The following is a 23,846-nucleotide window of genomic DNA, read 5'->3' on the forward strand; positions in this document are numbered from 1 at the left end:
CAGCCTGTAACAGGCTACTTTTAAGTTATTTTTTTAAGCGCCCAGATATTACCACTAAAGCCAATGCACATCAGCAGGAATGAGGTGCCGCCGCGGGGAAAAACGGTCAAGAATGCAGCTAACGCACGCATTTTCTGCGCAAGACAAACAAGAGATAACGCCGGGGCAAACGAAGAAGGGCAAAAATAAAAACGACTGGTCTTCCTGGTCGGAGAGAGTACCAGGTTAACCAGTCGATTTTTTACGAAACGGCGTGAACCGTTACGCCAGAACCATGTTTGGCGCTTTGAAAGCCAGCGGCAGTTCTGCTTCGTCTTCGAAGGTCACATATTCCCAGGCTTCCTGTTTTGCCAGGACGGCCTGCAACAGTTTGTTGTTCAGCGCATGACCGGATTTGAACGCGGTAAATGCACCAATAATATTGTGACCACACATAAACAGGTCGCCGATAGCGTCCAGCATTTTGTGACGAACGAATTCATCTTCGAAACGCAGGCCGTCTTCGTTCAGTACGCGATAATCGTCAACAACGATGGCACAATCGAAGCTGCCGCCCAGGCACAGGCCGCGGGACTGCAGATATTCGATATCACGCATGAAGCCAAACGTACGGGCTCGGCTGATCTGGCGCATAAACGCATCAGCAGAGAAGTTCATCGCGTAGCGCTGGGTGCTGGAATCAATCGCCGGATGGTTAAAGTCGATGGTAAAGTCCAACGAGAAACCATTGTACGGTTTGAATTCAGCCCACTTGTCGCCATCTTCGACGCGAACGGTCTCTTTGATGCGAACAAATTTCTTCGCGCAGTTCAGTTCTTCGATGCCGGCATCCAGCAACAGATAGACGAACGGTGCAGCACTGCCATCCATAATCGGGATTTCTGGCGCATCGACTTCAACAATAATGTTGTCGATACCCAGACCCGCCAGGGCGGCGTTCAGGTGCTCTACGGTAGAAATCCGCACGTCATGCTCGTTCACCAGACAAGTACAGAGCATAGTATCACGCACAGATTTGGCATCGGCCGGAAAATCTACCGGTGGATTCAAGTCGGTGCGACGATAGATGACCCCGGTATTGGCCGGCGCAGGGCGTAACGTCAGCGTGACTTTCTTGCCGGTATGTAAACCGACACCCGTCGCCTGAACGATACGTTTAAGTGTCCTTTGTTTGATCATCGTATAATCTCGCCAAATTAACTATCCAACCGAGAGTGTATATCACTAACGGTGGGCCAGTTTAGCACAAAGAGCGCAAATCCCCTAATTCCAGCCAATTCTTAATCAGCTTGCTTACGCAGGAACGCCGGGATATCCAGATAATCTGGCTCTTTCGCCGTTTGCGGCGTTGGGTCGTTCACCACTTTCGCGGCCGGTTTCTGCTCCTGAGTCAGCGGAGACATACCGTGCTGCTGGTAACGATCCATTACCGGTTGCTGAGTCTGCTTGTTGGTCACTAAGGTGATCTCAGGACGCTTGTCCATACCGATACCGGTCGCAACAACGGTAACACGCAGCTCGTCGTTCATTTCAGGGTCAAGCGAAGTACCGATTACCACGGTAGCGTTGTCAGAGGCGAACGCACGGATAGTGTTACCCACGGTTTCGAACTCATCCAGACGCAGGTCAAAGCCAGCGGTAATGTTGACCAGCACGCCGCGCGCACCAGACAGATCGATATCTTCCAGCAGTGGAGAAGAGATGGCCATTTCAGCCGCTTCTTCTGCACGGTCTTCGCCGCTCGCCACGCCAGAGCCCATCATCGCGTAGCCCATTTCGGACATCACGGTGCGAACGTCTGCAAAGTCAACGTTCATCAGGCCAGGACGGGTAATCAGTTCAGCGATACCCTGAACCGCGCCTTTCAGCACGTCGTTTGCTGCGCCGAAGGCGTCCAGCAGGGAGATACCGCGACCCAGCACTTTCAACAGCTTGTCGTTCGGGATGGTGATCAGCGAGTCCACGTGCTTGGACAGCTCGGTGATACCCTGCTCCGCAAAGGCCATACGCTTCTTGCCTTCAAAATTGAAAGGCTTAGTCACGACAGCAACGGTCAGAATACCTAAATCTTTAGCCACTTCAGCTACAACAGGTGCTGCGCCGGTACCGGTACCGCCACCCATACCTGCTGCAATGAAGACCATGTCCGCACCTTCCAGTGCAGCGCGCAGGGCTTCACGATCTTCTTCAGCCGCATTGCGGCCCACTTCCGGGTTAGCCCCTGCTCCCAGCCCTTTGGTGATACCACCGCCGATCTGGATAGTCTGGCCTACAGCCGTCTTACGCAGTGCCTGTGCATCGGTGTTAACTGCAAAGAATTCAACACCTTCAATGCGTTCACGCACCATATGCTCTACGGCGTTACCGCCGCCGCCACCGACGCCGATGACTTTAATCACCGCGTCGTTGGTCAGTTCCATAGGTTCAAACATAATTTCTCTCTCCGTTGTGCCTGTCGCCCGAGACCGCTAATTCTCTCCGGTCTCTTAAAAAAATTAAAACTCTTTTCGCAACCAGTTGTTCAGTCGTTTGACCCACGACCCCACTGAGACGCGTTTTTCCACTTCCGCTTCACCACTGAGATGAGATTCCTTCCCGTAGTGGAGCAGGCCCACAGCCGTTGAATAATACGGCTCCTGAGCATAATCCGTTAAACCGGTGATATTCAGCGGCGCACCAATACGCACCTGCGTATGGAACACGCGCTGTGCACAGGCCGCAAGACCTTCAATTTGCGCTGCACCGCCGGTTAATACAATCCCCGCTGCAAGATGATGTTTAACACCCTGCTGACGAAGCTGTTCCTGTAACTGTAAAATCTCTTCGTTGACCAGGTTGAGCAGCTCGGTATAGCGCGGCTCGATCACCTCTGCCAACGTCTGGCGCTGCAGGCTGCGCGGTGGACGACCACCGACGCTTGGCACTTCAACGCTCTCATCTTTGCCAACAATAGAGCCCAGCGCACAACCGTGGCGCACTTTAATCGCTTCTGCATCGCTCGGTGGCGTACCAAAAGCGTAAGCAATATCGCTGGTCACGACGTTCCCTGCGTACGGGATCACTTTGGTGTGGCGCAACGCACCGCCGGTATACACGGCCATGTCCATTGTACCACCACCAATATCGACCACACAGACACCCAGTTCACGTTCATCTTCGGTCAGCACGGAATAACTTGCCGCCAGACCGGCGAAAATAAGTTGGTCAACTTTCAGGCCACAACGTTCAACGGCTTTTACAATGTTCTTCGCCATATCGTTGTGACATGTGATCAGGTGCACTTTTGCCTGCATACGAACGCCTGACAGACCAACCGGGTTCTTGATCCCTTCCTGGTAGTCAATCGCATATTCCTGCGGGATCACGTGCAATACGCGATGCTCATCGCGGACACGCACGGATTTCGCCGTATGCACAACGTTTTCAACGTCTTCCTGCGTCACTTCTTCTTCGGAAATCGGCACCATGCCGATTTCGTTCTGGCAGCTAATGTGCTTACCAGAGAGGGCCAGATAGACAGAAGAAATCTGGCAATCTGCCATCAATTCAGCCTGATCGATGGCGCGCTGGACGCACTTCACCACCGATTCAAGATCGTTTACCCCACCTTTATCCATACCACGGGACGGGCAACTGCCCACGCCAATGATATTGACCATACCGTCGGGCAGAACTTCCCCTACTAAAGCGGCAACCTTCGCGGTGCCAATCTCCAGTCCAACTACCAGTTTTCTGTCCGTCGCCTTGATCATTGTTGTTCTGCCTGTACCTGTGCCTGATTCTGTTGCTGATTAGGTTCCTCGACCGGAGCCGGTACCCAACCGACTGCTGCGCCTGAGTCATAGCGCAAATCAACGTAGCTTATCCGTTTGCCGTCAGTCTGTGCCTGCTGCTGTAAAACCGGGTAAAGTTCGACAAAACGCGCCAGACGTTTCATGGTGTCCCCGCGCCCCAGGTTGAGCTTAATGCCGTTCGTTAACGTAAGCTGCCAGGAACGGCGCGCCGTCATGGCAGCATCTTTTAACGTAAACCTGTCCTTCGCCAGCACCTGACCCATTTCACGAAAACCCTGTAACACTTCGTTTTCGCTGCCTTCAGGGCCATACAACATCGGTAAATTTTGCTTGTTGACACGATCGGCCGGGACGCTGAAGGAATTTCCGTCGACGTCAACCATGTGCTGATCATTCCAACGCGCAATGGGCACATATTCAACCAGATGAATCTTCAATTCATCAGGCCATTGCTTTCTTACGCTCGCCTGTTTTATCCATGGCAGACGTTCAATCTGGCTCTGGATAATATTGACGTCCTGAGTCATAAAGGTGCCAGGCGAGCCCAGTGCCAGTATTGACTGGCGAATATCGTCGTTACGCGTGTAGTGACGCTCACCGGTGACCACCAGCTTAGAAAGTGGCAACCGCTGCGCATCTTCCATCCAGCCCAAGACCATCCAGCCGCTGATAAACACGGTGCACAGCACCCCGAGCAGGAAAATGATGCCTGCAAGACGCGTTCCATTACTGCGGCGTGAAGAGGTGTATTCTTCCTCGTCATCGCGGTTGCGCGTGTTCAATGCAGCCTGAGACATATCAGCCCGCCTGGTCCAGAATGCGTACGACTAACTGCGAGAAGCTCATCCCCGCCTGACGCGCGGCCATCGGCACAAGGCTGTGGCTGGTCATTCCCGGAGAGGTATTGGCTTCCAGCAGATAAAATTGTCCATCCCGGTCCTGCATCACGTCGATGCGCCCCCAGCCCTGGCAACCCAGAACATGCCAGGCTTTAAGCACCAGGGACTGTAAATCGGCTTCACGCTCAGCTTCAAGACCACTTGGGCAGAAATATTGCGTCTCATCAGAGAGATACTTCGCCTCATAATCATAGAAGACTCCAGCGGGTTGGATACGGATTGACGGTAAAATTTCTTCGCCAAGCATCGCGACGGTAAATTCCGGCCCGCTAAGCCATTTTTCTACCAGAACTTCATCATCATGTTGAAATGCCAGCGCTAAAGCGGACGCTAAATCGTCAGCTTTGTCGACTTTGGACATTCCCACGCTGGAGCCTTCCCGGCTGGGCTTTACAATAACCGGTAAGCCCAGTTCAGCAATGCGTGCATTAACGCTATCCGACAGGCCCAATTCAAATTCGCGTCGCGTCAGCGCTACCCATGGTGCGACAGGTAACCCTGCGCCCTGCCACAGCAGCTTGCTGCGCAGTTTATCCATAGAGATAGCGGAAGCCATCACGCCGCTGCCGGTGTACGGCAGGCCGAGCAGATCCAGAAGCCCCTGCAGGGTACCGTCTTCACCGCCACGACCGTGTAAAGCGATAAAAACTTTATCGAAGCCCATGGCTTTTAATTGCGTCACGTCGACCTCTTTTGGGTCAACCAGATGCGCATTGACGCCACCTTCACGCAGGCCCGCCAGTACAGCCGCGCCGGAATTCAGGGAAACCTCGCGCTCGGCGGAGGTGCCGCCAGACAGGACAGCAATCTTATCAGCCATGATGCTCATCCTCCTGGTTTTGCGGCTTCAGTTTGATTTCAGCTAAGGTACGGGCGATTTTGCCGATATTTCCCGCACCCTGAATCAGAATTAAATCGTTACCTGTCAGGACCGGTGCCAGAATTTCCGCCACCTGGGCAGGGTCAGAAACCAGAATAGGGTCAACTTTACCGCGTCCACGAATGGTGCGACACAGAGAACGACTGTCTGCGCCCGGAATCGGCGTCTCGCCTGCGGCGTATACATCCAGCATTAACAGGGTATCAACCTGCGACAGGACGCTGGCGAAATCGTCATACAGATCGCGCGTACGCGTGAAACGGTGCGGCTGGAACACCATCACCAGATTCTTGTCCGGCCAGCCCGCACGTGCGGCTTTAATGGTGGCGTCCACTTCGGTTGGATGGTGACCATAGTCGTCCACCAGCATCGCCGTACCGGCTTTACCGTTTACCGGATCCAGCGGGAATTCACCGAGGAAGTCGAAACGACGACCGGTGCCCTGGAAGCTTTCCAGCGCGCGCAGGATCGCATCATCATCAATGCCTTCTTCCGTCGCGACGGCCACTGCCGCTGCGGCATTGAGCGCGTTATGGCGCCCTGGCGCATTCAGCGTCACGTGCAGCAGCTCTTTGTCCTGACGCGCCAGCGTGAAGTGCCCCTGCGCGCCAATCTGTTTGTACTCTTCCACGCGGACGTCAGCGTCTTCACTGAAACCGTAGGTGGTGATTTGACGACCCACGCGCGGCAGCAGCTCGCGGATCACCGGATCGTCTACGCACATCACCGCGCGCCCGTAGAACGGCAGGTTGTGCAGGAAGTTGATAAAGGTCTGCTTTAAGTTCTCGAAGTCACCCTGGTAGGTATCCATATGGTCCGCTTCGATGTTGGTGACAATCGCCACCATCGGCTGCAGGTGCAGGAACGACGCGTCGCTCTCATCTGCTTCAGCAATCAGATAACGACTGTGGCCCAGACGCGCATGCACGCCCGCGGCTTTGACCAGGCCGCCGTTGACGAACGTCGGGTCGAGACCCGCTTCTGCATAAATACTGGAGACCATCGCCGTGGTCGTGGTTTTACCGTGGGTCCCGGCAATGGCAATGCCATGACGGAAACGCATCAGTTCCGCCAGCATTTCTGCACGGCGGATCACCGGAATGCGCGCGTCATGCGCGGCAACGATTTCCGGGTTGTCAGAGGAGATAGCGCTCGATACCACCACCACGCTCGCATCGCGCACGTTTTCCGGGCGATGGTTAAAATAGATAGTCGCCCCAAGCGACGCCAGCTGCTGCGTTACAGGGTTTGGCGCCAGGTCAGACCCGCTGATCTGATAGCCTTCGTTAGCTAACACTTCGGCAATACCGCCCATGCCAGCACCACCGATGCCAACAAAGTGAATGTGCCGGACGCGACGCATCTCGGGCACGATTGAACGCAGTTTTGCCAGTTGTTGTGTATTCATTCTCTAAACGCCATCGACTACTTAAAATTCGTGCCGCGCTTCACGCGCTGCGAGGGTTAAGCCTGAGCTGCCAGGCTCACTTCTTTTGCCACCCGTTCCGTCGCATCAGGGATAGCCGCCGCGCGCGCGCGTTCAGCCATCTCAAGCAATACGTCTCTGTTCCAGCCCGCCAGGGTGGTGGCGACCGCGTCGGCGGTAAACTGTGGCTGCTCAAAAATTTTCGCCGCACCGGCTTTCTCAAGCGGCAGGGCATTCCAGTACTGTTGCCTGTCTTTGTGCTGGAAAGGCACAAACAGAGCCGGCAGCCCCGCGGCAGCGATTTCGCTTACCGTTAAGGCGCCAGAACGACAGACCACGACATCGGCCCAGGCGTACGCTGCCGCCATGTCGTCGATAAACTCCGTCACGTTATGCTGCGGCTGCCCCGCCTCGGCGTAAGCCTGCTCAACGGTCTGCTGAGCGCCTTTTCCACTCTGGTGCCAGATGGTGACGGCAACACCCAGCTTTGCGGCAACCTGCGGCATCGTCTGGTTTAAAATGCGCGCGCCCTGAGAGCCGCCGACGACCAGCACACGCACCGGCCCTTCACGGCCCGCCAGGCGAGCCTCCGGCAGCGGCAGTGCCAGCACGTCCACGCGCACCGGGTTTCCCACCACATCCGCTTTCGGGAACGCGCCGGGAAACGCCTGCATGACTTTGGTGGCGATTTTCGCCAGCCATTTGTTGGTCAGACCCGCAATACCGTTCTGCTCATGCAGCACGACGGGAATACCTAACGACCACGCGGCTAACCCACCTGGACCCGAGACATAGCCGCCCATGCCCAGCACCACATCGGGCTTAAAGCGCTTCATGATGGTTCGCGCCTGACGCCAGGCGTTAAAAATGCGCACCGGTGCCAGCAGCATTGCCTTGAGGCCTTTGCCCCGAAGGCCGGAAATACGAATAAAGTCGATCTCAATACCGTGTTTCGGTACCAGGTCGGCCTCCATGCGGTCTGCGGTTCCCAGCCAGCGTACCTGCCAGCCCTGATCCATTAAATGGTGCGCAACCGCCAGTCCCGGGAACACATGTCCGCCGGTACCGCCTGCCATCACCATTAACCGCTTCGGTTGATTCATCGTGAACCTCGTGTAAACGCCTGGGCTTTTTCCAGACGCGTCTCATAATCTATGCGCAACAACAGCATGATGGCCGTCGACATAATCAACAGACTGGAACCACCATAACTGATCAACGGCAACGTCAGACCTTTGGTCGGCAGCATACCTGCTGCGGCCCCGACGTTAACCAATGCCTGGAAGCTAAACCAGATACCAATTGAGCAGGCCAGGAAGCCTGAGAAACGGTGATCGATCTCCAGCGCTTTCCGGCCGATGGACATGGCGCGGAAAGCGACGAAGAATACCATTAATAGCGCTAATACCACACCGATATAACCCAGTTCTTCCGCAATAATGGAGAAGATGAAGTCAGTATGCGCTTCCGGTAAATACTCCAGTTTCTGTACCGAGTTACCCAGCCCCTGCCCCCAGAGCTCACCGCGCCCAAAGGCCATAAGTGACTGCGTCAGCTGATAGCCGCTGCCGAACGGGTCTTCCCACGGGTTCCAGAACGAGGTCACGCGGCGAATACGGTAAGGCTCGGCGAGGATCAGCAGCACAACCGCTGAAATCCCCATCCCGATAATGGCGATGAACTGCCACAGCTTTGCGCCCGCCAGGAACAGCATGGCCAGCGTGGTGACAAACAGTACCACCACGGTACCGAGGTCAGGCTGCGCCAGCAGTAATACCGCCAGCACCAGAATCACGCCCATCGGTTTTAAGAAGCCGCGCAGGTTATTACGCACTTCATCTACCTTACGCACCAGGTAGTTCGCCAGGTAGCAGAACAGGGAAAGCTTGGTAAATTCCGCAGGCTGAATACGCAGCGGGCCAAAGGCGATCCAGCGTGATGCCCCGTTTACGGAACTCCCCACCACCAGGACGATCAGCAGCATAATGATCGACGCGATCAGCATCGCCGTACTGTGCCGCTGCCAGAACTCCATCGGCAGACGCAAGGTCACCAGCGCCAGGCAGAATGCCAGGATAATGTACAGACCATCACGCTTGGCAAACAGGAAAGGATCGTTCGCCAGACGCTGCCCGACGGGCATTGACGCTGACGTCACCATAATAAAGCCGACCGCCGCGAGCCCCATCGTGAGCCAGAACAGCGTGCGGTCGTACATGATCAGGCTGTCGTTATCTTTTTGACGAGAGCCCATCACCCAGCCTTTGAGTGCCGCAAACAACCACACCAGGATCCCAAATCCTGGCAGGCGCGGCATTTTCAGGCGAGGGAGAGATAAACGCATCAGCCTAACTCCTTCGCCAGGCGGGTAAAGACATCACCACGCTGTTCGAAATTCTTGAATTGATCGAGGCTGGCACAGGCCGGAGAGAGCAGCACCATATCACCCGGCTTCACGCGAGGGGCAATCAGCCGCATCGCCTGTTCCATGGTTTCGGTTTGCTCGGCGACCTCAGGGCGCAGTGCAGCCAGCTCGCTGCCGTCACGGCCGAAGCAGTACAGACGGACGTTATCGCCGGAGAGATACGGCTTCAGGGACGAGAAATCCGCTGATTTACCGTCACCGCCCAGCAGCAGATGCAAGGTACCGTCAACGTGCAGGCCGTTCAGCGCGGCCTCCGTGCTGCCCACGTTGGTGGCTTTGGAGTCGTTGATCCAGCGCACGCCGTTGTGCTCCAGCGCCAGCTGGAAACGGTGTGCCAGGCCGGAAAACGTGGTTAACGCTTTCAGGCTTGAGGAGCGCGGCAGCCCCACTGCGTCCGCCAGCGCCAGCGCCGCCAGCGCATTGGTATAGTTGTGCTGCCCAGAGAGCTTCATCTCTTTCACGTTCAGCACTTTCTCACCTTTCACGCGCAGCCAGGTTTCACCCAGCTGGCGGTTCAGATGATAATCACCCATGGTGATGCCAAAACTAATGCAGCGGTCGTCTGCGCCACGCACCGGCATGGTCAGCGCATCATCGGCATTCACTACGCAGACTTTGGCATTCTCATAAACGCGCAGCTTGGCGGCACGGTACTGTTGCAGACCAAATGGATATCTGTCCATGTGATCTTCAGTCACGTTGAGGATCGTCGCAGCGGCAGCATGCAGGCTGGAGGTCGTTTCCAGCTGGAAGCTGGAAAGCTCGAGAACATACAGTTCACAGCCTTTGTCCAGCAGCATCAGAGCAGGCAAACCAATGTTACCGCCAACGCCGACGTTCATGCCCGCCGCTTTTGCCATTTCCCCCACCAGGGTGGTGACGGTGCTTTTACCGTTAGAACCGGTAATCGCGATAACGGGCGCCTGCGCTTCGCGGCAGAACAGCTCGATATCGCCGACAATCTCAACGCCTGCATCTGCGGCAGCGCTCAGGGAAGGATGCGCCAGCGCCATACCCGGGCTGGCGACAATCAGATCGGCTGCCTGCAGCCAGTCATCATTCAGACCACCAAGGTGGCGTTCAACCTGTTCCGGCAGTTTATCCAGACCCGGCGGAGAGACACGCGTATCCATCACGCGCGGCGTCACGCCACGTGCGAGGAAAAAGTCCACGCAGGAAAGGCCCGTGAGGCCTAACCCGATGATAACGACTTTTTTGCCCTGGTAATCTGCCATGATTAACGTACCTTCAGCGTTGCCAGGCCAATCAGCACCAGCATCAGCGAAATAATCCAGAAGCGCACAATGACGCGCGGCTCCGGCCAGCCTTTCAGTTCATAGTGGTGGTGAATCGGCGCCATACGGAAGATACGCTGACCGCGCAGCTTGAAGGAACCGACCTGCAAAATCACCGACAGGGTTTCAACGACAAACACGCCGCCCATGATCACCAGCAGGAACTCCTGACGCAGCAGCACGGCAATAATGCCCAGCGCGCCGCCTAACGCCAGTGAACCGACGTCACCCATAAAGACCTGAGCCGGATAGGTGTTGAACCACAGGAAGCCAAGCCCCGCGCCGACAATCGCCGTACAGACGATCACCAGTTCACCCGCATGACGCAGATAAGGGATGTGCAGATAGTTGGCGAAATTCATGTTACCGGTCGCCCAGGCCACCAGCGCAAAACCGGCCGCCACGAAGACGGTTGGCATAATCGCCAGGCCATCCAGACCGTCGGTCAGGTTAACGGCGTTACCGGTGCCGACAATCACAAAGTACGCCAGCAGAATGTAGAACAGCCCCAGCTGTGGCATCACGTCTTTAAAGAACGGCACGACCAGCTCGGTCGCTGGCGTGTCTTTCCCTGCCAGATACAGCGCGAAGGCCACGCCCAGCGCGATCACCGACATCCAGAAGTACTTCCAGCGGGCAATCAGACCTTTGGTATCTTTGCGGACGACTTTGCGGTAATCATCGACGAAACCAATGATCCCGTAACCCACCAGAACCGTCAGCACACACCAGACGTACGGGTTGGACGGGTACGCCCACAGCAATACGGAAACGACGATGGCAGTCAGGATCATGATCCCGCCCATGGTCGGGGTACCGCGCTTGCTGAAGTGCGATTCCGGGCCGTCGTTACGCACAACCTGGCCGAAAGAGAGCTTTTGCAGACGGGCAATCATGCGCGGGCCCATCCACAACGAGATGAACAGCGCAGTCAGCAGGCTGACGATGGCGCGAAACGTCAGATAGGAAAAGACGTTAAAGCCGGAGTAATATTTGACCAAATGTTCGGCCAGCCAAACTAACATGTCCCGTTCTCCTGTAATGCGTGCACAACCTCTTCCATGGCGGCACTACGTGAACCTTTCACTAACACTGTCACAATTTGTTTTTCTGTCATTAATGCCTTAAGGCGCTCAATCAACGCGGCTTTATCGGCAAAATGCTCGCCAACGCCGCTGGCCTGGCTAATCGCCTGGCTCAGTTTTCCTGCGCTCAGTACACAGTCCAGCCCCGCCGCTTTCGCCGCTTCACCGACCTGGGTATGACAGGCTTCACTTTCGTCGCCCAGCTCTGCCATGTCGCCAACCACCATGATGCGGAAGCCCGGCATTTCAGATAACACCTGCACCGCCGCCGTCATCGAGCCAACGTTCGCGTTGTAGGAGTCATCCAGTAGCAGCTTGTTTTCCGAAAGCTGAATCGGGAACAGGCGTCCCGGCACGGCTTTCAGGTTCGCCAGCCCGGCTTGGATCGCCTCATGTGAAGCGCCTACCGCCGTTGACAGCGCCGCCGCCGCAAGGGCATTGGCGATGTTATGGCGACCCGGCAGCGGCAGCAGCACCTCCACGCCACCCGTTGGGGTGGTGAGGGTGAACTCGGTGCCGTGCGACGTCACATGGATATTGGTCGCCGTAAAATCACTGTTGGCCGCATTTGGCGAGAAGCGCCAGGTTTTACGCGCACCAATGATGCTCTGCCAGTTCAGCCAGTCGTTGTTATCGGCGTTCAGAATGGCGATCCCGTTTTCCGGCAGGCCGGTGTAAATCTCGCCTTTCGCTTTCGCCACGCCTTCCAGAGAGCCAAAGCCTTCCAGGTGCGCAGCCGCGAGGTTATTCACCAGCGCTGCTTCCGGGCGCGTCAGGCTCACGGTCCAGGCGATTTCACCCTGGTGGTTTGCACCTAACTCGATCACCGCATACTCGTGCTCTTTGGTCAGGCGAAGCAATGTCATCGGCACGCCGATGTCATTATTGAGGTTGCCCGCGGTATAAAGCGTATTGCCGCACTGGCTGAGGATCGCCGCCGTCATCTCTTTCACTGACGTTTTGCCTGAGGATCCGGTCAGGGCGACGACGCGAGCCGGCACCTGCTGACGAACCCAGGCAGCCAGCTCACCGAACGCGAGACGCGTATCTTTCACCACAACCTGCGGCAGATCGATATCAAGCTTGCGGCTGACCAGCAGCGCACCGGCGCCGTTCTCTTTGGCCTGTTCGGCAAAATCATGCGCGTCAAAACGCTCGCCTTTCAGCGCCACGAACAGACAGCCAGCGGTGACTTTGCGGGTGTCCGTCGTCACGGCATCAATGGTCAGGTCTTGCCCGTACAGGTCGCCGTGCAGTACCGCTGCGGCCTGGCTTAACGAGAGGCTAATCATACGACGACTCCCAGCAGGCGAGCTGCCGTTACGCGATCCGAGTAATCCAGACGGCGGTTTCCAACGATCTGATAATCTTCATGGCCTTTACCCGCCAGCAGAACAACATCATTCTCCTGTGCCTGCATGATGGCGTTCGTCACGGCTTCCGCCCGGCCTTCCACGACGCGCGCGCGGCCCGCATCCAGCATGCCCGCCAGAATGTCGTTAATGATGGCGCGCGGCTCTTCCGTACGCGGGTTGTCATCGGTGACAACCGGAATATCTGCGAACTGTTCCGCAATAGCGCCCATCAGCGGGCGTTTGCCTTTGTCACGATCGCCGCCGCAGCCAAACACGCACCAGAGCTTACCGGTACAGTGCAGGCGCGCCGCTTCCAGCGCTTTTTCCAGCGCATCCGGCGTGTGGGCATAATCAACCACAACGGTCGGTTTGCCCGGCGCGCTAAACACTTCCATACGGCCACATACTGGCTGCAGACGCGCGGCGGTTTTCAGCAGCTCAGCCATCGGGTAACCCAGCGCCAGCAGCGTTGCCAGCGCCAGCAGCAGGTTGCTGACGTTAAACGCCCCCATCAGGCGGCTTTCAATTTCGCCTTCACCCCAGGAAGAGGCAAAGCGGATGGTCGCTCCGCTGTCGTGATAATTCACCTCAACCGCCTTCAGCCAGCGGCCGTGGCAGTTCGGATTGATATGGTCTTCCATCGATACGGCAACCGCATCCGGCAGCTTCGCCAGCCAGCGGCGGCCGACTTCATCGTCGGCATTGATGATCGCCTGACCACAGTGGTGAGTGGAATAGAGCAGCCATTTCGCGGCTTCGTAGTGCTCCATATCACCATGATAATCAAGATGATCGCGGCTCAGGTTGGTAAACACGGACGCGGCAAATTTCAGCGCCGCGACACGGTGCTGTACCAGACCGTGCGAAGAGACCTCCATCGCGGTAAAGGTTGCGCCCTGCCCTGCCAGACCGGCGAGCACGTGCTGTACGTCAACCGCGGAGCCGGTGGTGTTTTCCGTCGGGCTCACTTTGCCCAGCAGACCGTTACCCACGGTCCCCATCACCGCGCCGGTTTCACCCAGCAGTTGAGCCCACTGCGCCATCAGCTGCGTGGTGGTGGTTTTTCCGTTCGTACCCGTTACGCCAACCAGGCGCAGCTGGTCGGAAGGTTCGTGATAAAAACGCCCCGCCAGTGCGGAAAGACGTTCGTTTAACTGGCTGAGATAGATGACCGGCACGCCGTGCATTTCACGGATCTCACCGTCGGTTGCCTCATCTTTAGCCTCAGCAATAATGGCAGCCACACCTTGCGCAATCGCCTGCGGGATATAACGACGCCCGTCCGCCTGATGACCGACCACCGCCACAAAAAGATCGCCAGACGCAGCCACGCGGCTGTCCAGTACCATCTCTCGCAGTGCTCGCTCCGGTGCATTTGGCACCCACGGAGCGAGAAGGTCGCGCAAATTACGATCTGCCACCTGTACCCTCGCCTTGATTAATTACAAATTCACTTTTTTCGCCCGTCGCCAGCGCATCCGGTTCAATGTTCATGGTGCGTAACACGCCGCCCATGATGGCCCCGAACACAGGCGCGGAGACGGCGCCGCCGTAGTATTTACCCGCCTGTGGATCGTTTATCACGACCACCAGCGCAAAACGCGGATTGCTTGCAGGCGCAACGCCTGCGGTATAGGCAATGTATTTGTTGATGTAGCGGCCGTCTGGCCCCACTTTTTTCGCTGTACCGGTTTTAATGGCGATACGATAGCCTTTAATCGCCGCCTTCACGCCGCCGCCGCCCGGCAGCGCCACGCTTTCCATCATGTGCACCACGGTACGAACGATGGATTCCGGGAAGATACGCTCGCCCGGGACCGGTGGATCAACTTTGGTAATCGACAGCGGGCGATAAACACCATAGCTGCCAATCGTTGCGTAGACTCGCGCTAACTGTAACGGGGTTACCATTAGCCCGTAGCCGAAAGAGAAGGTGGCCCTCTCTATGTCAGACCACCGTTGTTTTTGAGGATATAAGCCACTGCGTTCTCCGACCAACCCCAAATTGGTCGCCTTTCCCAGTCCAAAACGTGAGTAAGTCTCTACTAACGCTGAGGACGGCATCGCTAACGCCAGCTTTGAAACACCGACGTTACTCGACTTCTGTAACACCCCGGTCAGGGTCAATTCGCTGTAGCGCGCCACGTCTTTTATCTCGTGGCCGTTAATACGGTATGGGATGGTGTTCAGAACCGTGTTTTCATTGACGATGCCGCGCTGGAGCGCGGTCATCACCACCATCGGCTTCACCGTGGAGCCAGGTTCGAACACGTCGGTAATCGCCCGGTTACGCATGGCATCTTTTGCGGTGCCGGTAAAGTTGTTCGGGTTGTAGGACGGACTGTTGGCCATCGCCAGCACTTCACCGGTGCTGACATCCACCAGCACGGCGCTGCCTGACTCCGCCTTGTTGAACGCCACGGCGTTGTTCAGCTCGCGGTAGACCAGCGCCTGCAGGCGCTCGTCGATACTCAGGGCCAGGTTGTGCGCTGCCTGACTGTCCGTAGAGGAGATATCTTCGATGACGCGCCCGTAGCGGTCCTTACGCACGATTCGCTCGCCCGGCTGACCGGTGAGCCACTTATCGAAGCTTTTTTCAACGCCCTCAATCCCCTGACTGTCGACGTTGGTGAAGCCAATGAGGTGAGCGGTTACTTCGCCGGATGGATAGTAACGACGGGATTCTTCACGCAGATGAATGCCCGGTAGCTTCAGTTTGCGAATGTAGTCGGCCATGTCAGGGTTAACCTGACGCGCCAGATAGATAAAACGCCCTTTCGGGTTCGCGTTAACGCGGGAAGCCAGCTGATCCAGCGGCATTTTCAGCGCATCAGCCAGCGCTTTCCAGCGGTTATCAAGGGTAATGCCACCGGCGTCGTGCAGCTCTTTCGGATCGGCCCAGATAGCCTTCACCGGTACGCTCACCGCCAGCGGACGACCGGAGCGGTCGGTGATCATCCCGCGGGACGTGGAGACCTCCTGAACGCGCAGAGAGCGCATATCGCCCTGGCGTACCAGCATGTCAGGCGCGACGATCTGCAGCCAGGCCACGCGGCCCAGCAGAAAACCCAGCGCCAGTAAAATGCAGCCGCAAAGCAACGCAAAACGCCAACTGATAAAGTTGGCCTGTTCTTCCTGACGTTTTGGTTTTAGCGTTTTTGCCGCTGCTTTCATGCGTCGCGTTTTCCCTTATTTTTGTACTACGATATTTTCCTGTGAAGGATCAACATGCTGCAGTTGCAGCTTTTCCGTTGCGATCCGTTCAACCCGGCTGTGATCGCCGAGCGCGTTTTCTTCAAGGATCAGATTTCGCCATTCAATATCCAGCGCATCGCGTTCCAGTACCATCTGCTCGCGTTGCGCAGTCAATAAACGTGTATGGTGGGCTGTCGTCACCACCGTTACTGCCGTGACAATGATGCAAATGAACAGACAGAGTGGCAGTTTCCCAAACCGCAAAAGATCGTCGCCGATCACGCCAGGCAAGGCATGGCGCTCGTTGCTTCCTAACGAATCCTTAACTTTGCTTAGGGTCTCTGTCACTCTGCCGATCATGCGTTCGTCCTCTCTGCAACACGCAGCACTGAACTACGGGCGCGTGGATTCTCTGCCACTTCTTCTTCGCCCGGCATCAACTTGCCTAATGCTCGCAACTGACGGCCACCCAGCTTCCTGAGTTGTTCTTCCGTCATCGGCAGCCCCGCTGGCACCTGTGGACCGCGGCTTTGTTCACGCATAAAGCGTTTCACAATACGGTCTTCCAGCGAATGGAAGCTAATGATGGATAACCGCCCACCCGGGGCAAGCACGTCGAGCGAGCTTTTTAGCGCCAGCTCTATTTCCTCCAGTTCACTGTTTACCCAGATGCGAACCGCCTGGAAGGTACGGGTCGCGGGATGTTTGTGCTTATCCTTCACCGGGGTCGCTGCCGCGATCACCTCGGCCAACTCTTTGGTGCGGGTCATTGGCTCAATGCGGTTGCGCTCAACAATGGCGCGCGCAATACGTTTGCCAAAGCGCTCTTCGCCAAACGTTTTAATGACCCATGCAATATCGGCTTCGTCAGCGGTCTGTAGCCACTCGGCGGCGGATTGTCCGCGCGTCGGGTCCATCCGCATGTCCAGCGGACCATCACGCATAAAGGAGAAACCGCGTTCAGCGTCGTCAAGTTGGGGTGAAGAGACGCCAAGATCGAGAAGAATCCCGTCGATCTTGCCCGTCAGGCCGCGCTCAGCCACATAGTCCGCGAGCGCAGAGAAAGGTCCATGCACGATGGAAAAGCGTGGGTCATTGATGGTCTGTGCAACGGCAATTGCCTGCGGATCGCGATCGATTGCCAGCAGACGTCCCTCCTCACCCAGCTGGGAGAGGATCAAACGCGAGTGGCCACCGCGACCAAATGTGCCATCAATGTAGATGCCATCCGGACGAATATTCAGGCCGTTAACGGCCTCGTCCAGTAACACCGTTTTATGTTTATAATTTTCCATCATATTTATAGAGACAAGTCCTGCAGTCGTTCCGATAATGTCGCGGAATCAGACTGCTCAGCGTCGATATCTTCCTTGACCTGTTGATACCAGGTCGTTTCATCCCACAGTTCAAACTTGTTGAACTGCCCGACCAGCATCACTTCTTTTGTCAGACCGGCATGTTGCCGCAACACAGGGGCAATCAGTAATCGCCCTGCGTTATCCATCTGACATTCACTGGCATGTCCCAATAACAGCCGCTGCACGCGGCGTTCCTGCGGGTTCATGCTCGACAGTCGCGACAGCTTTTGCTCAATAATTTCCCATTCAGGTAAGGGGTAAAGCAGCAGGCAGGGGGAGTTAATGTCAATGGTGCAAACCATTTGACCCGCAGCGTTCTCAATCAGCTGGTCGCGGTATCGGGTTGGTACCGATAAACGCCCTTTGCTGTCGAGATTGACTAACGTTGCTCCACGGAACATGCCAGTCTCACCCCTCCTCACCACTTTAACCCACAAATTCCCACCTAAAGGAGTTTACGGAGCGAGGGAAAAGCTTGTCAAGCCAGGACTCTCCGTATAAGGACTCGAAAGCCCTCTATTTACAGAGTTAAACAGTCCTGGTTAATAACTGCACAACTGGCGAGGCAAAATTAACGTTATGAATATTTGTAAGAAAAAAACCGAATATGCACACTAGCGTTAAGGCTCACTCAATATCATCGCAGATAAATATAAAGTGTCAGTTTGCGACGCGGGCAGCATTTTATGACAGATTCTCAGGGGATGACAGCGCCAGATTCACCCAGGCACACGGTAAGCGCAGTGGTTAGCACGTAAGCTGGCAAAGGAAGAGGAAAAAACGTCTGAATATTCATCGACCGAAGAGGGTTTGTAACAAAATAATACAAAGAATACCGTTTAAAATCGCTGAGATGTTCTTTAAAGAACAATTTAAAAGCCAAAATGAATTAAGAAAAATAGGCGATTATGATCTCACAAGAATTATCCTAATTTCTCTCCGGGAATTATCCGCACGAATTATTGCAGCAAAATGGGGCAGATTTCGCCGCCCCAGTCATTTCATTTTTGGCGGCTTAAAATTCCGCGATGGTAGAGATTACGTTTGATACGCGTCAGGCCCGGCTTTGGTTTGCGGGGTTCATCCAGACTCGCCAGCACAATCTCCAGCACGCGTTCAGCCACGTCACGGTGACGCTGTGCAACCGCCAGCACCGGGCACTGAAGGAAGTCGAGCAGCTCGTTATCCCCGAACGTGGCAATCGCCAGGTCGGAGGGGAGTTTACCTTCACGGCGTAAGGTGACATCCATGACGCCCTGCAAGAGCGCAAACGAGGTCGTGAACAGCGCCTGAGGCATCGGGTGGGTTTCCAGCCATTTCTCGAACAGCTGCGCGGCGGCTTCACGTTCGTAGCTGTTGGCATAGAGGTAGTGAACCTCGCGCGGATCGTCTTTCCAGGCGGTTCTGAATCCCTGCTCGCGCAGGAAGCTCACCGAAAGCTCGGGCAACGCGCCAAGATACAGCACCGTTTCCGCCGGGAACGTCCGCAGCTCTGCGGCCAGCATTTCGGCATCATCCTGGTCCGCACCCACTACGCTTGTGAAATGTTCACGATCGAGCGCGCGATCCAGCGCCACGATTGGGAACGGGTCGTTCGCCCAGCGCTGGTAGAACGGATGTTCTGGCGGTAAGGAGGTCGAAACAATAATGGCATCCACCTGACGCTGGAGCAGATGCTCAATGCAGCGCATCTCGTTATCAGGCTGATCTTCCGAGCAGGCAATCAGCAGCTGATAGCCACGCTGGCGCGCCTGACGTTCAAGATAGTTGGCGATACGGGTATAGCTGGTGTTTTCCAGGTCCGGGATCACCAGACCAATAGAGCGGGTGCGCCCGGCGCGCAGACCGGCTGCGACAGCATTCGGATGGTAGTTATGTTCACGAACCACCGCCATAACTTTTTCAACGGTCTTGTCGCTGACACGGTACTGCTTTGCTTTACCGTTAATCACATAGCTGGCCGTTGTTCGTGACACGCCGGCTAGCCGGGCGATTTCATCCAGTTTCACAATTGCCCCTTAAAAAAAGAAAAGAGTCCATGGCCCTGTCAAGGTTATGGTTAAATCTTTTAACATCTAAACGCAGAAAAGCCTTCGCGGCAACCGCTTTTATCTGCGTTGTCGGCTGATTACGCAAAAAAAAGCCCGGCTTTGGTGACCGGGCAGAAAGAGGCGAACCTTTTTGACAACTAACGCATGATTTTCTCGCCGCGTGACAGACCCACGACACCCGATCTTGCGACTTCAACAATTTTTGCCACATCCCGCACGGACGTCAGGAAAGCATCCAGCTTGTCACTTGTCCCGACCAGCTGAACCGTATAAAGAGAAGGCGTGACGTCGATAATCTGTCCGCGGAAAATATCCGCATTGCGTTTAACTTCTTCACGCCCGTAGCCGGTGGCCTGGATTTTCACCAGCATGACCTCACGTTCAACGTAGGCCCCCTGCCCCAGCTCGCTCACGCGCAGCACATCAACCAGCTTATGCAGCTGTTTTTCAATCTGTTCAAGCACTTTGGCGTCGCCAACGGTTTGAATCGTCATGCGCGACAGCGTGGGATCCTCCGTCGGCGCGACGGTCAGGCTTTCAATGTTATAACCGCGCTGCGCAAAAAGACCAATGACGCGCGACAGTGCGCCAGACTCGTTTTCCAGTAAAACCGATAATATCCGGCGCATATCAGGTTCTCTCCGTTTTGCTTAACCACATTTCATCCATACCGCCCCCCCGAATATGCATCGGATAAACGTGTTCGGTTCCATCAACAATCACATCCATAAAGACAAGGCGGTTGTTTTTAACGTGCTCAAGCGCTTGTGCGAGCTTCGTTTCCAGCTCGGCCGGATCGGTCACTCGCATCCCAACATGGCCATAAGCTTCAGCAAGACGAACAAAATCCGGCAGCGATTGCATATAGGACTGCGAATGTCGGCCAGAGTAAATCATATCCTGCCACTGCTTCACCATGCCGAGGTAGCCGTTATTCAGGTTCAGCACAAGAACCGGCAGCTCATACTGCAGCGCGGTAGACAGCTCCTGAATGTTCATCTGAATACTGCCGTCTCCGGTCACGCAGACGACGGTTTCATTCGGCAACGCCAGCTTCACGCCCAGCGCGGCAGGCAGACCGAAGCCCATGGTGCCTAAGCCACCCGAGTTGATCCAGTGACGCGGTTTATCAAATGGGTAATACAGGGCGGCAAACATCTGGTGTTGGCCCACGTCTGAGGTCACATATGCCTCACCTTTCGTCAGTCGCCACACCGCTTCGATGACCGCCTGCGGCTTAATGTTTTCGCTTTGCGTGTCATATTTCAGGCACTGACGCGCTCGCCACTGTTCAATCTGCTGCCACCAGTCGCGGATCTCATCCAGTGGCTGGGTCGCGTTCTCCTGGGTCAGCAGATCCAGCATCTGTTCCAGAACCTGACGAGCATCACCGACGATCGGCACATCAGCCGACACCGTTTTTGAAATGGACGTCGGATCGATATCAATGTGCAACACGGTGGCGTTCGGGCAATACTTCGCCAGATTGTTGGTGGTACGATCGTCAAAACGCACGCCGACGGCAAAGATCACATCGGAGTGATGCATCGTCATGTTGGCTTCATAGGTACCGTGCATACCCAGCATGCCGAGCGCCTGGCGGTGAGTGGCGGGAAACGCCCCCAGCCCCATTAGCGACGACGCCACAGGAAGGTTGAGTTTTTCAACCAGCTCACGAAGCTGGGCTTCACAGGCAGCGTTGATCGCCCCGCCGCCGACATAGACGACCGGTTTTTTGGCTGCCAGAAGCGTTTGCAACGCCCGCTTGATCTGTCCTTTATGCCCCTGCGTTGTCGGATTGTAAGAACGCATGCTCACTGAGTCAGGCCAGACGTACGGCAGCTTGTTTGCCGGGTTCAGAATGTCTTTAGGCAGATCGACCACCACCGGTCCCGGGCGCCCGCTTGCTGCCAGCCAGAAGGCTTTTTTCAGTACGCCGGGAATGTCTTCGGTTTGCTTGACCAGAAAGCTGTGCTTCACAACGGGACGGGAAATCCCGACCATGTCACACTCCTGGAAAGCATCGTAGCCAATCAGCGAGGTTGCTACCTGCCCGGAGAGGATCACCAGCGGGATAGAGTCCATATACGCCGTCGCAATGCCGGTAATGGCGTTTGTCGCGCCGGGGCCGGACGTGACTAAGACCACGCCTACTTCACCCGTCGCACGCGCCAGACCGTCGGCCATGTGTACAGCCGCCTGCTCGTGACGTACCAGAACATGGTCAATGCCCCCTACCGTATGCAGCGCATCATAAATATCCAGGACCGCGCCGCCAGGGTAGCCGAACACTTGCTTTACGCCCTGATCGATCAGCGACCGCACGACCATTTCCGCGCCAGACAACATCTCCATGCTTTGCCTCCAGGCATTTTGTTATAGACGGACTGCCGAATTCATTTCCGCACCGTCTTACGATCGGGATGAACCAATCTTATATTTTGCAGAGTGTTCTTTACCTTAACCGCTCGTTATGAGGCAGGCAATTAGCAAACCCGGGGAGATAAACGGTGCGTAAAGCAGAAAAAGCAGCCGTTAACTGAAGATATGGTTAATTCCTCTGGGAATAGAGGACGGTGTGATAAATCATCGCTGAAAAGCGCGGCAATGCAGGAAATCATCTATTTTTGCGTACCGAAGAGCGGCCCGAAAAAAATCGTCACAGAACAAAATAGTAATTATCTATAAAAACTCAGGATAAATCACACAATCCGATGCGATTTATCCTGATGCGTTTACCGACGGCAGATACCGACCAGCAACTCTTCCATCCACTGGTGTCCCTTATCCCTTCCGGCCGCTTCATGCCAGGAGAGATAGCAGGTTCGGCTATTTAACTTAAGCGGCAGAGGCAAAATTTGCAGATTTAACGGGTCAGAAAACTCTTCTGCCAGCCAGCGCGGTGCAATCGCCACCAGATGTGTTTGGGAGACAACGTTTAATACGCTGACCATAGCCATCCCCTGATAAGCCACGCTCGCCTGCTTATCCGCAGAGTCATACCATGGCAGGCTAAAGGAAGCATATCTGTCGAGGGCAACAACGGCATGCTGCTCGTTATAGACATCATTTTCGCGTAGCGGATATTTCAGCCGGGGATGATTTTTACTGGCCACCAGAACCATTTCATCTTTAAACAGCGGTACGCAGGAAAATTCAGGACGACGGAACTCTTCATACCCCAGGACGAATTCAATCTCCTGATAGCGTAACTGATGCTCTGTACTTTGGTTCAGGGATGATTTAAAAACCAGATGGATATTTGGCGCGATCTCTTCGACTTTATTATAGATAATTGAGGTTAAATAATTATCTAATGGACTGCAGACACACAGATGAAATGTGCGCTCGCTGCTTAAAGGTTCAAAGCCCGATCCCGGCAGCTCGTTTTGTACCAGCTGCAACGCCTGACGGATTGAGCCGAACAGCTGGAATGCACGCGCAGTAGGCTGGATCCCTCTTCCGTAACGAACAAACAATTCGTCGTTAAACATGACCTTAAGCCTGGCAACGGCGTTACTCACAGCAGGTTGTGACATCCCCAACGCCTGGGCCGCGCGGGTGATATTCTGTTCCTGCATGACAGCATCAAACACCGTCAGAAGATTAAGATCCACCGTGCGTAACTGCGGTTTAATCCCATCAGTAGCTTGAGGTTGTTTAATATTATTTTCTGACACTTCTGACTCCACTGTCACGCTACACTCCCTTTGCTCACGTACGGTAATAATCTCGAAAAATATGATTTATCATGCAAATACGATCAGCGAAAGAGAATTATTTAAAATTCAGAATATATAAAGACGCTATACAAACGAAAAGAAAATAGCGCAAATGATATGTTTGACTTTAGGATTTAAATGAAACCATAAACCAAGCAAATACACAATGACCGCCAGATTAATGATGACTTAAGTATTATTAAACTGTTATCGCCACCGCTCATTAGTTAGTTAATAACATGTTACCTCTGTTCATTTTCTAGCGACGCGTAATAGATTCACCGTAATTATAACTTAATGATAGTAAACCCCTTTATGTACAGAATACTCTCTGTAACGCACGTCACTCATTTTAAACAAT

20 protein-coding genes are annotated in these 23,846 nt (G+C 55.1%); all 20 read right to left on the bottom strand.

The genetic code is table 11. From position 1 onward, the window contains the following. Positions 1 to 261: 261 nt before the first annotated feature. A complete protein-coding gene (lpxC, locus tag F3J31_RS15340) occupies positions 262 to 1,179 on the bottom strand; it encodes a UDP-3-O-acyl-N-acetylglucosamine deacetylase (RefSeq protein WP_010426966.1) in 918 nt (305 codons plus the stop codon). 101 nt (positions 1,180 to 1,280) lie between these two features. Next, positions 1,281 to 2,432: a cell division protein FtsZ gene (ftsZ, locus tag F3J31_RS15345; RefSeq protein ID WP_008501978.1), complete on the bottom strand. Its 1,152-nt coding sequence runs from the start codon at positions 2,430 to 2,432 to the stop codon at positions 1,281 to 1,283. Between the two features lie 63 nt (positions 2,433 to 2,495). Further along, entirely contained in the window at positions 2,496 to 3,752 is a 1,257-nt protein-coding gene (gene ftsA, locus F3J31_RS15350; protein ID WP_006173845.1) for a cell division protein FtsA, read from the bottom strand. Then, on the bottom strand, positions 3,749 to 4,591 hold the full coding sequence (gene ftsQ / locus F3J31_RS15355) for a cell division protein FtsQ (RefSeq protein ID WP_023293285.1): 843 nt from the start codon (positions 4,589 to 4,591) through the stop codon (positions 3,749 to 3,751). The genes ftsA and ftsQ overlap by 4 nt, the downstream gene beginning before the upstream one ends. A gap of 1 nt (position 4,592) precedes the next feature. Continuing rightward, entirely contained in the window at positions 4,593 to 5,513 is a 921-nt protein-coding gene (locus F3J31_RS15360; RefSeq protein ID WP_048028506.1) for a D-alanine--D-alanine ligase, read from the bottom strand. Beyond that, on the bottom strand, positions 5,506 to 6,981 hold the full coding sequence (murC, locus tag F3J31_RS15365; RefSeq protein WP_023293287.1) for a UDP-N-acetylmuramate--L-alanine ligase: 1,476 nt from the start codon (positions 6,979 to 6,981) through the stop codon (positions 5,506 to 5,508). Before murC ends, F3J31_RS15360 begins: the two co-directional genes overlap by 8 nt. A 56-nt stretch (positions 6,982 to 7,037) precedes the next feature. Then, positions 7,038 to 8,102: an undecaprenyldiphospho-muramoylpentapeptide beta-N-acetylglucosaminyltransferase gene (gene murG / locus F3J31_RS15370; RefSeq protein WP_167213992.1), complete on the bottom strand. Its 1,065-nt coding sequence runs from the start codon at positions 8,100 to 8,102 to the stop codon at positions 7,038 to 7,040. Further along, complete coding sequence (gene ftsW, locus F3J31_RS15375) at positions 8,099 to 9,343, bottom strand: cell division protein FtsW (RefSeq protein ID WP_008501983.1); 1,245 nt, start codon at positions 9,341 to 9,343, stop codon at positions 8,099 to 8,101. The genes murG and ftsW overlap by 4 nt, the downstream gene beginning before the upstream one ends. Continuing rightward, positions 9,343 to 10,659 carry a UDP-N-acetylmuramoyl-L-alanine--D-glutamate ligase gene (gene murD / locus F3J31_RS15380; RefSeq protein WP_167213995.1) on the bottom strand — a complete coding sequence of 439 codons (1,317 nt, stop codon included), beginning with the start codon at positions 10,657 to 10,659 and terminating at the stop codon, positions 9,343 to 9,345. Before murD ends, ftsW begins: the two co-directional genes overlap by 1 nt. A gap of 2 nt (positions 10,660 to 10,661) precedes the next feature. After that, on the bottom strand, positions 10,662 to 11,744 hold the full coding sequence (gene mraY, locus F3J31_RS15385; protein ID WP_008501985.1) for a phospho-N-acetylmuramoyl-pentapeptide-transferase: 1,083 nt from the start codon (positions 11,742 to 11,744) through the stop codon (positions 10,662 to 10,664). Beyond that, positions 11,738 to 13,096 carry a UDP-N-acetylmuramoyl-tripeptide--D-alanyl-D-alanine ligase gene (gene murF / locus F3J31_RS15390; protein ID WP_167213998.1) on the bottom strand — a complete coding sequence of 453 codons (1,359 nt, stop codon included), beginning with the start codon at positions 13,094 to 13,096 and terminating at the stop codon, positions 11,738 to 11,740. The genes mraY and murF overlap by 7 nt, the downstream gene beginning before the upstream one ends. Further along, positions 13,093 to 14,580 carry a UDP-N-acetylmuramoyl-L-alanyl-D-glutamate--2,6-diaminopimelate ligase gene (murE, locus tag F3J31_RS15395; RefSeq protein WP_167214001.1) on the bottom strand — a complete coding sequence of 496 codons (1,488 nt, stop codon included), beginning with the start codon at positions 14,578 to 14,580 and terminating at the stop codon, positions 13,093 to 13,095. The genes murF and murE overlap by 4 nt, the downstream gene beginning before the upstream one ends. Then, a complete protein-coding gene (locus F3J31_RS15400; protein ID WP_045907793.1) occupies positions 14,567 to 16,333 on the bottom strand; it encodes a peptidoglycan glycosyltransferase FtsI in 1,767 nt (588 codons plus the stop codon). Before F3J31_RS15400 ends, murE begins: the two co-directional genes overlap by 14 nt. 15 nt (positions 16,334 to 16,348) lie before the next feature. Continuing rightward, on the bottom strand, positions 16,349 to 16,714 hold the full coding sequence (ftsL, locus tag F3J31_RS15405; RefSeq protein WP_008501989.1) for a cell division protein FtsL: 366 nt from the start codon (positions 16,712 to 16,714) through the stop codon (positions 16,349 to 16,351). Continuing rightward, a complete protein-coding gene (rsmH, locus tag F3J31_RS15410) occupies positions 16,711 to 17,652 on the bottom strand; it encodes a 16S rRNA (cytosine(1402)-N(4))-methyltransferase RsmH (protein WP_021240527.1) in 942 nt (313 codons plus the stop codon). Before rsmH ends, ftsL begins: the two co-directional genes overlap by 4 nt. Positions 17,653 to 17,654: 2 nt before the next feature. Then, entirely contained in the window at positions 17,655 to 18,113 is a 459-nt protein-coding gene (gene mraZ / locus F3J31_RS15415; RefSeq protein ID WP_021240528.1) for a division/cell wall cluster transcriptional repressor MraZ, read from the bottom strand. 600 nt (positions 18,114 to 18,713) lie between these two features. Further along, on the bottom strand, positions 18,714 to 19,721 hold the full coding sequence (cra, locus tag F3J31_RS15420; protein ID WP_008501993.1) for a catabolite repressor/activator: 1,008 nt from the start codon (positions 19,719 to 19,721) through the stop codon (positions 18,714 to 18,716). Positions 19,722 to 19,900: 179 nt separating this feature from the next. Then, the gene (gene ilvN / locus F3J31_RS15425) at positions 19,901 to 20,392 is read right to left on the bottom strand and encodes an acetolactate synthase small subunit (RefSeq protein WP_063620771.1); all 492 of its coding nucleotides are present in this window, start codon (positions 20,390 to 20,392) and stop codon (positions 19,901 to 19,903) included. A 1-nt stretch (position 20,393) separates the two neighbouring features. Next, positions 20,394 to 22,118, bottom strand: a complete 1,725-nt coding sequence (gene ilvI, locus F3J31_RS15430) for an acetolactate synthase 3 large subunit (protein ID WP_045907791.1) — start codon at positions 22,116 to 22,118, stop codon at positions 20,394 to 20,396. A 380-nt stretch (positions 22,119 to 22,498) separates the two neighbouring features. Beyond that, positions 22,499 to 23,461: a transcriptional regulator LeuO gene (gene leuO, locus F3J31_RS15435; RefSeq protein WP_275430302.1), complete on the bottom strand. Its 963-nt coding sequence runs from the start codon at positions 23,459 to 23,461 to the stop codon at positions 22,499 to 22,501. Positions 23,462 to 23,846: the final 385 nt, after the last annotated feature.

Origin of the sequence: Enterobacter sp. Acro-832 (genome assembly GCF_011752745.1) — a bacterium.
GTDB lineage: Bacteria > Pseudomonadota > Gammaproteobacteria > Enterobacterales > Enterobacteriaceae > Enterobacter > Enterobacter quasiroggenkampii.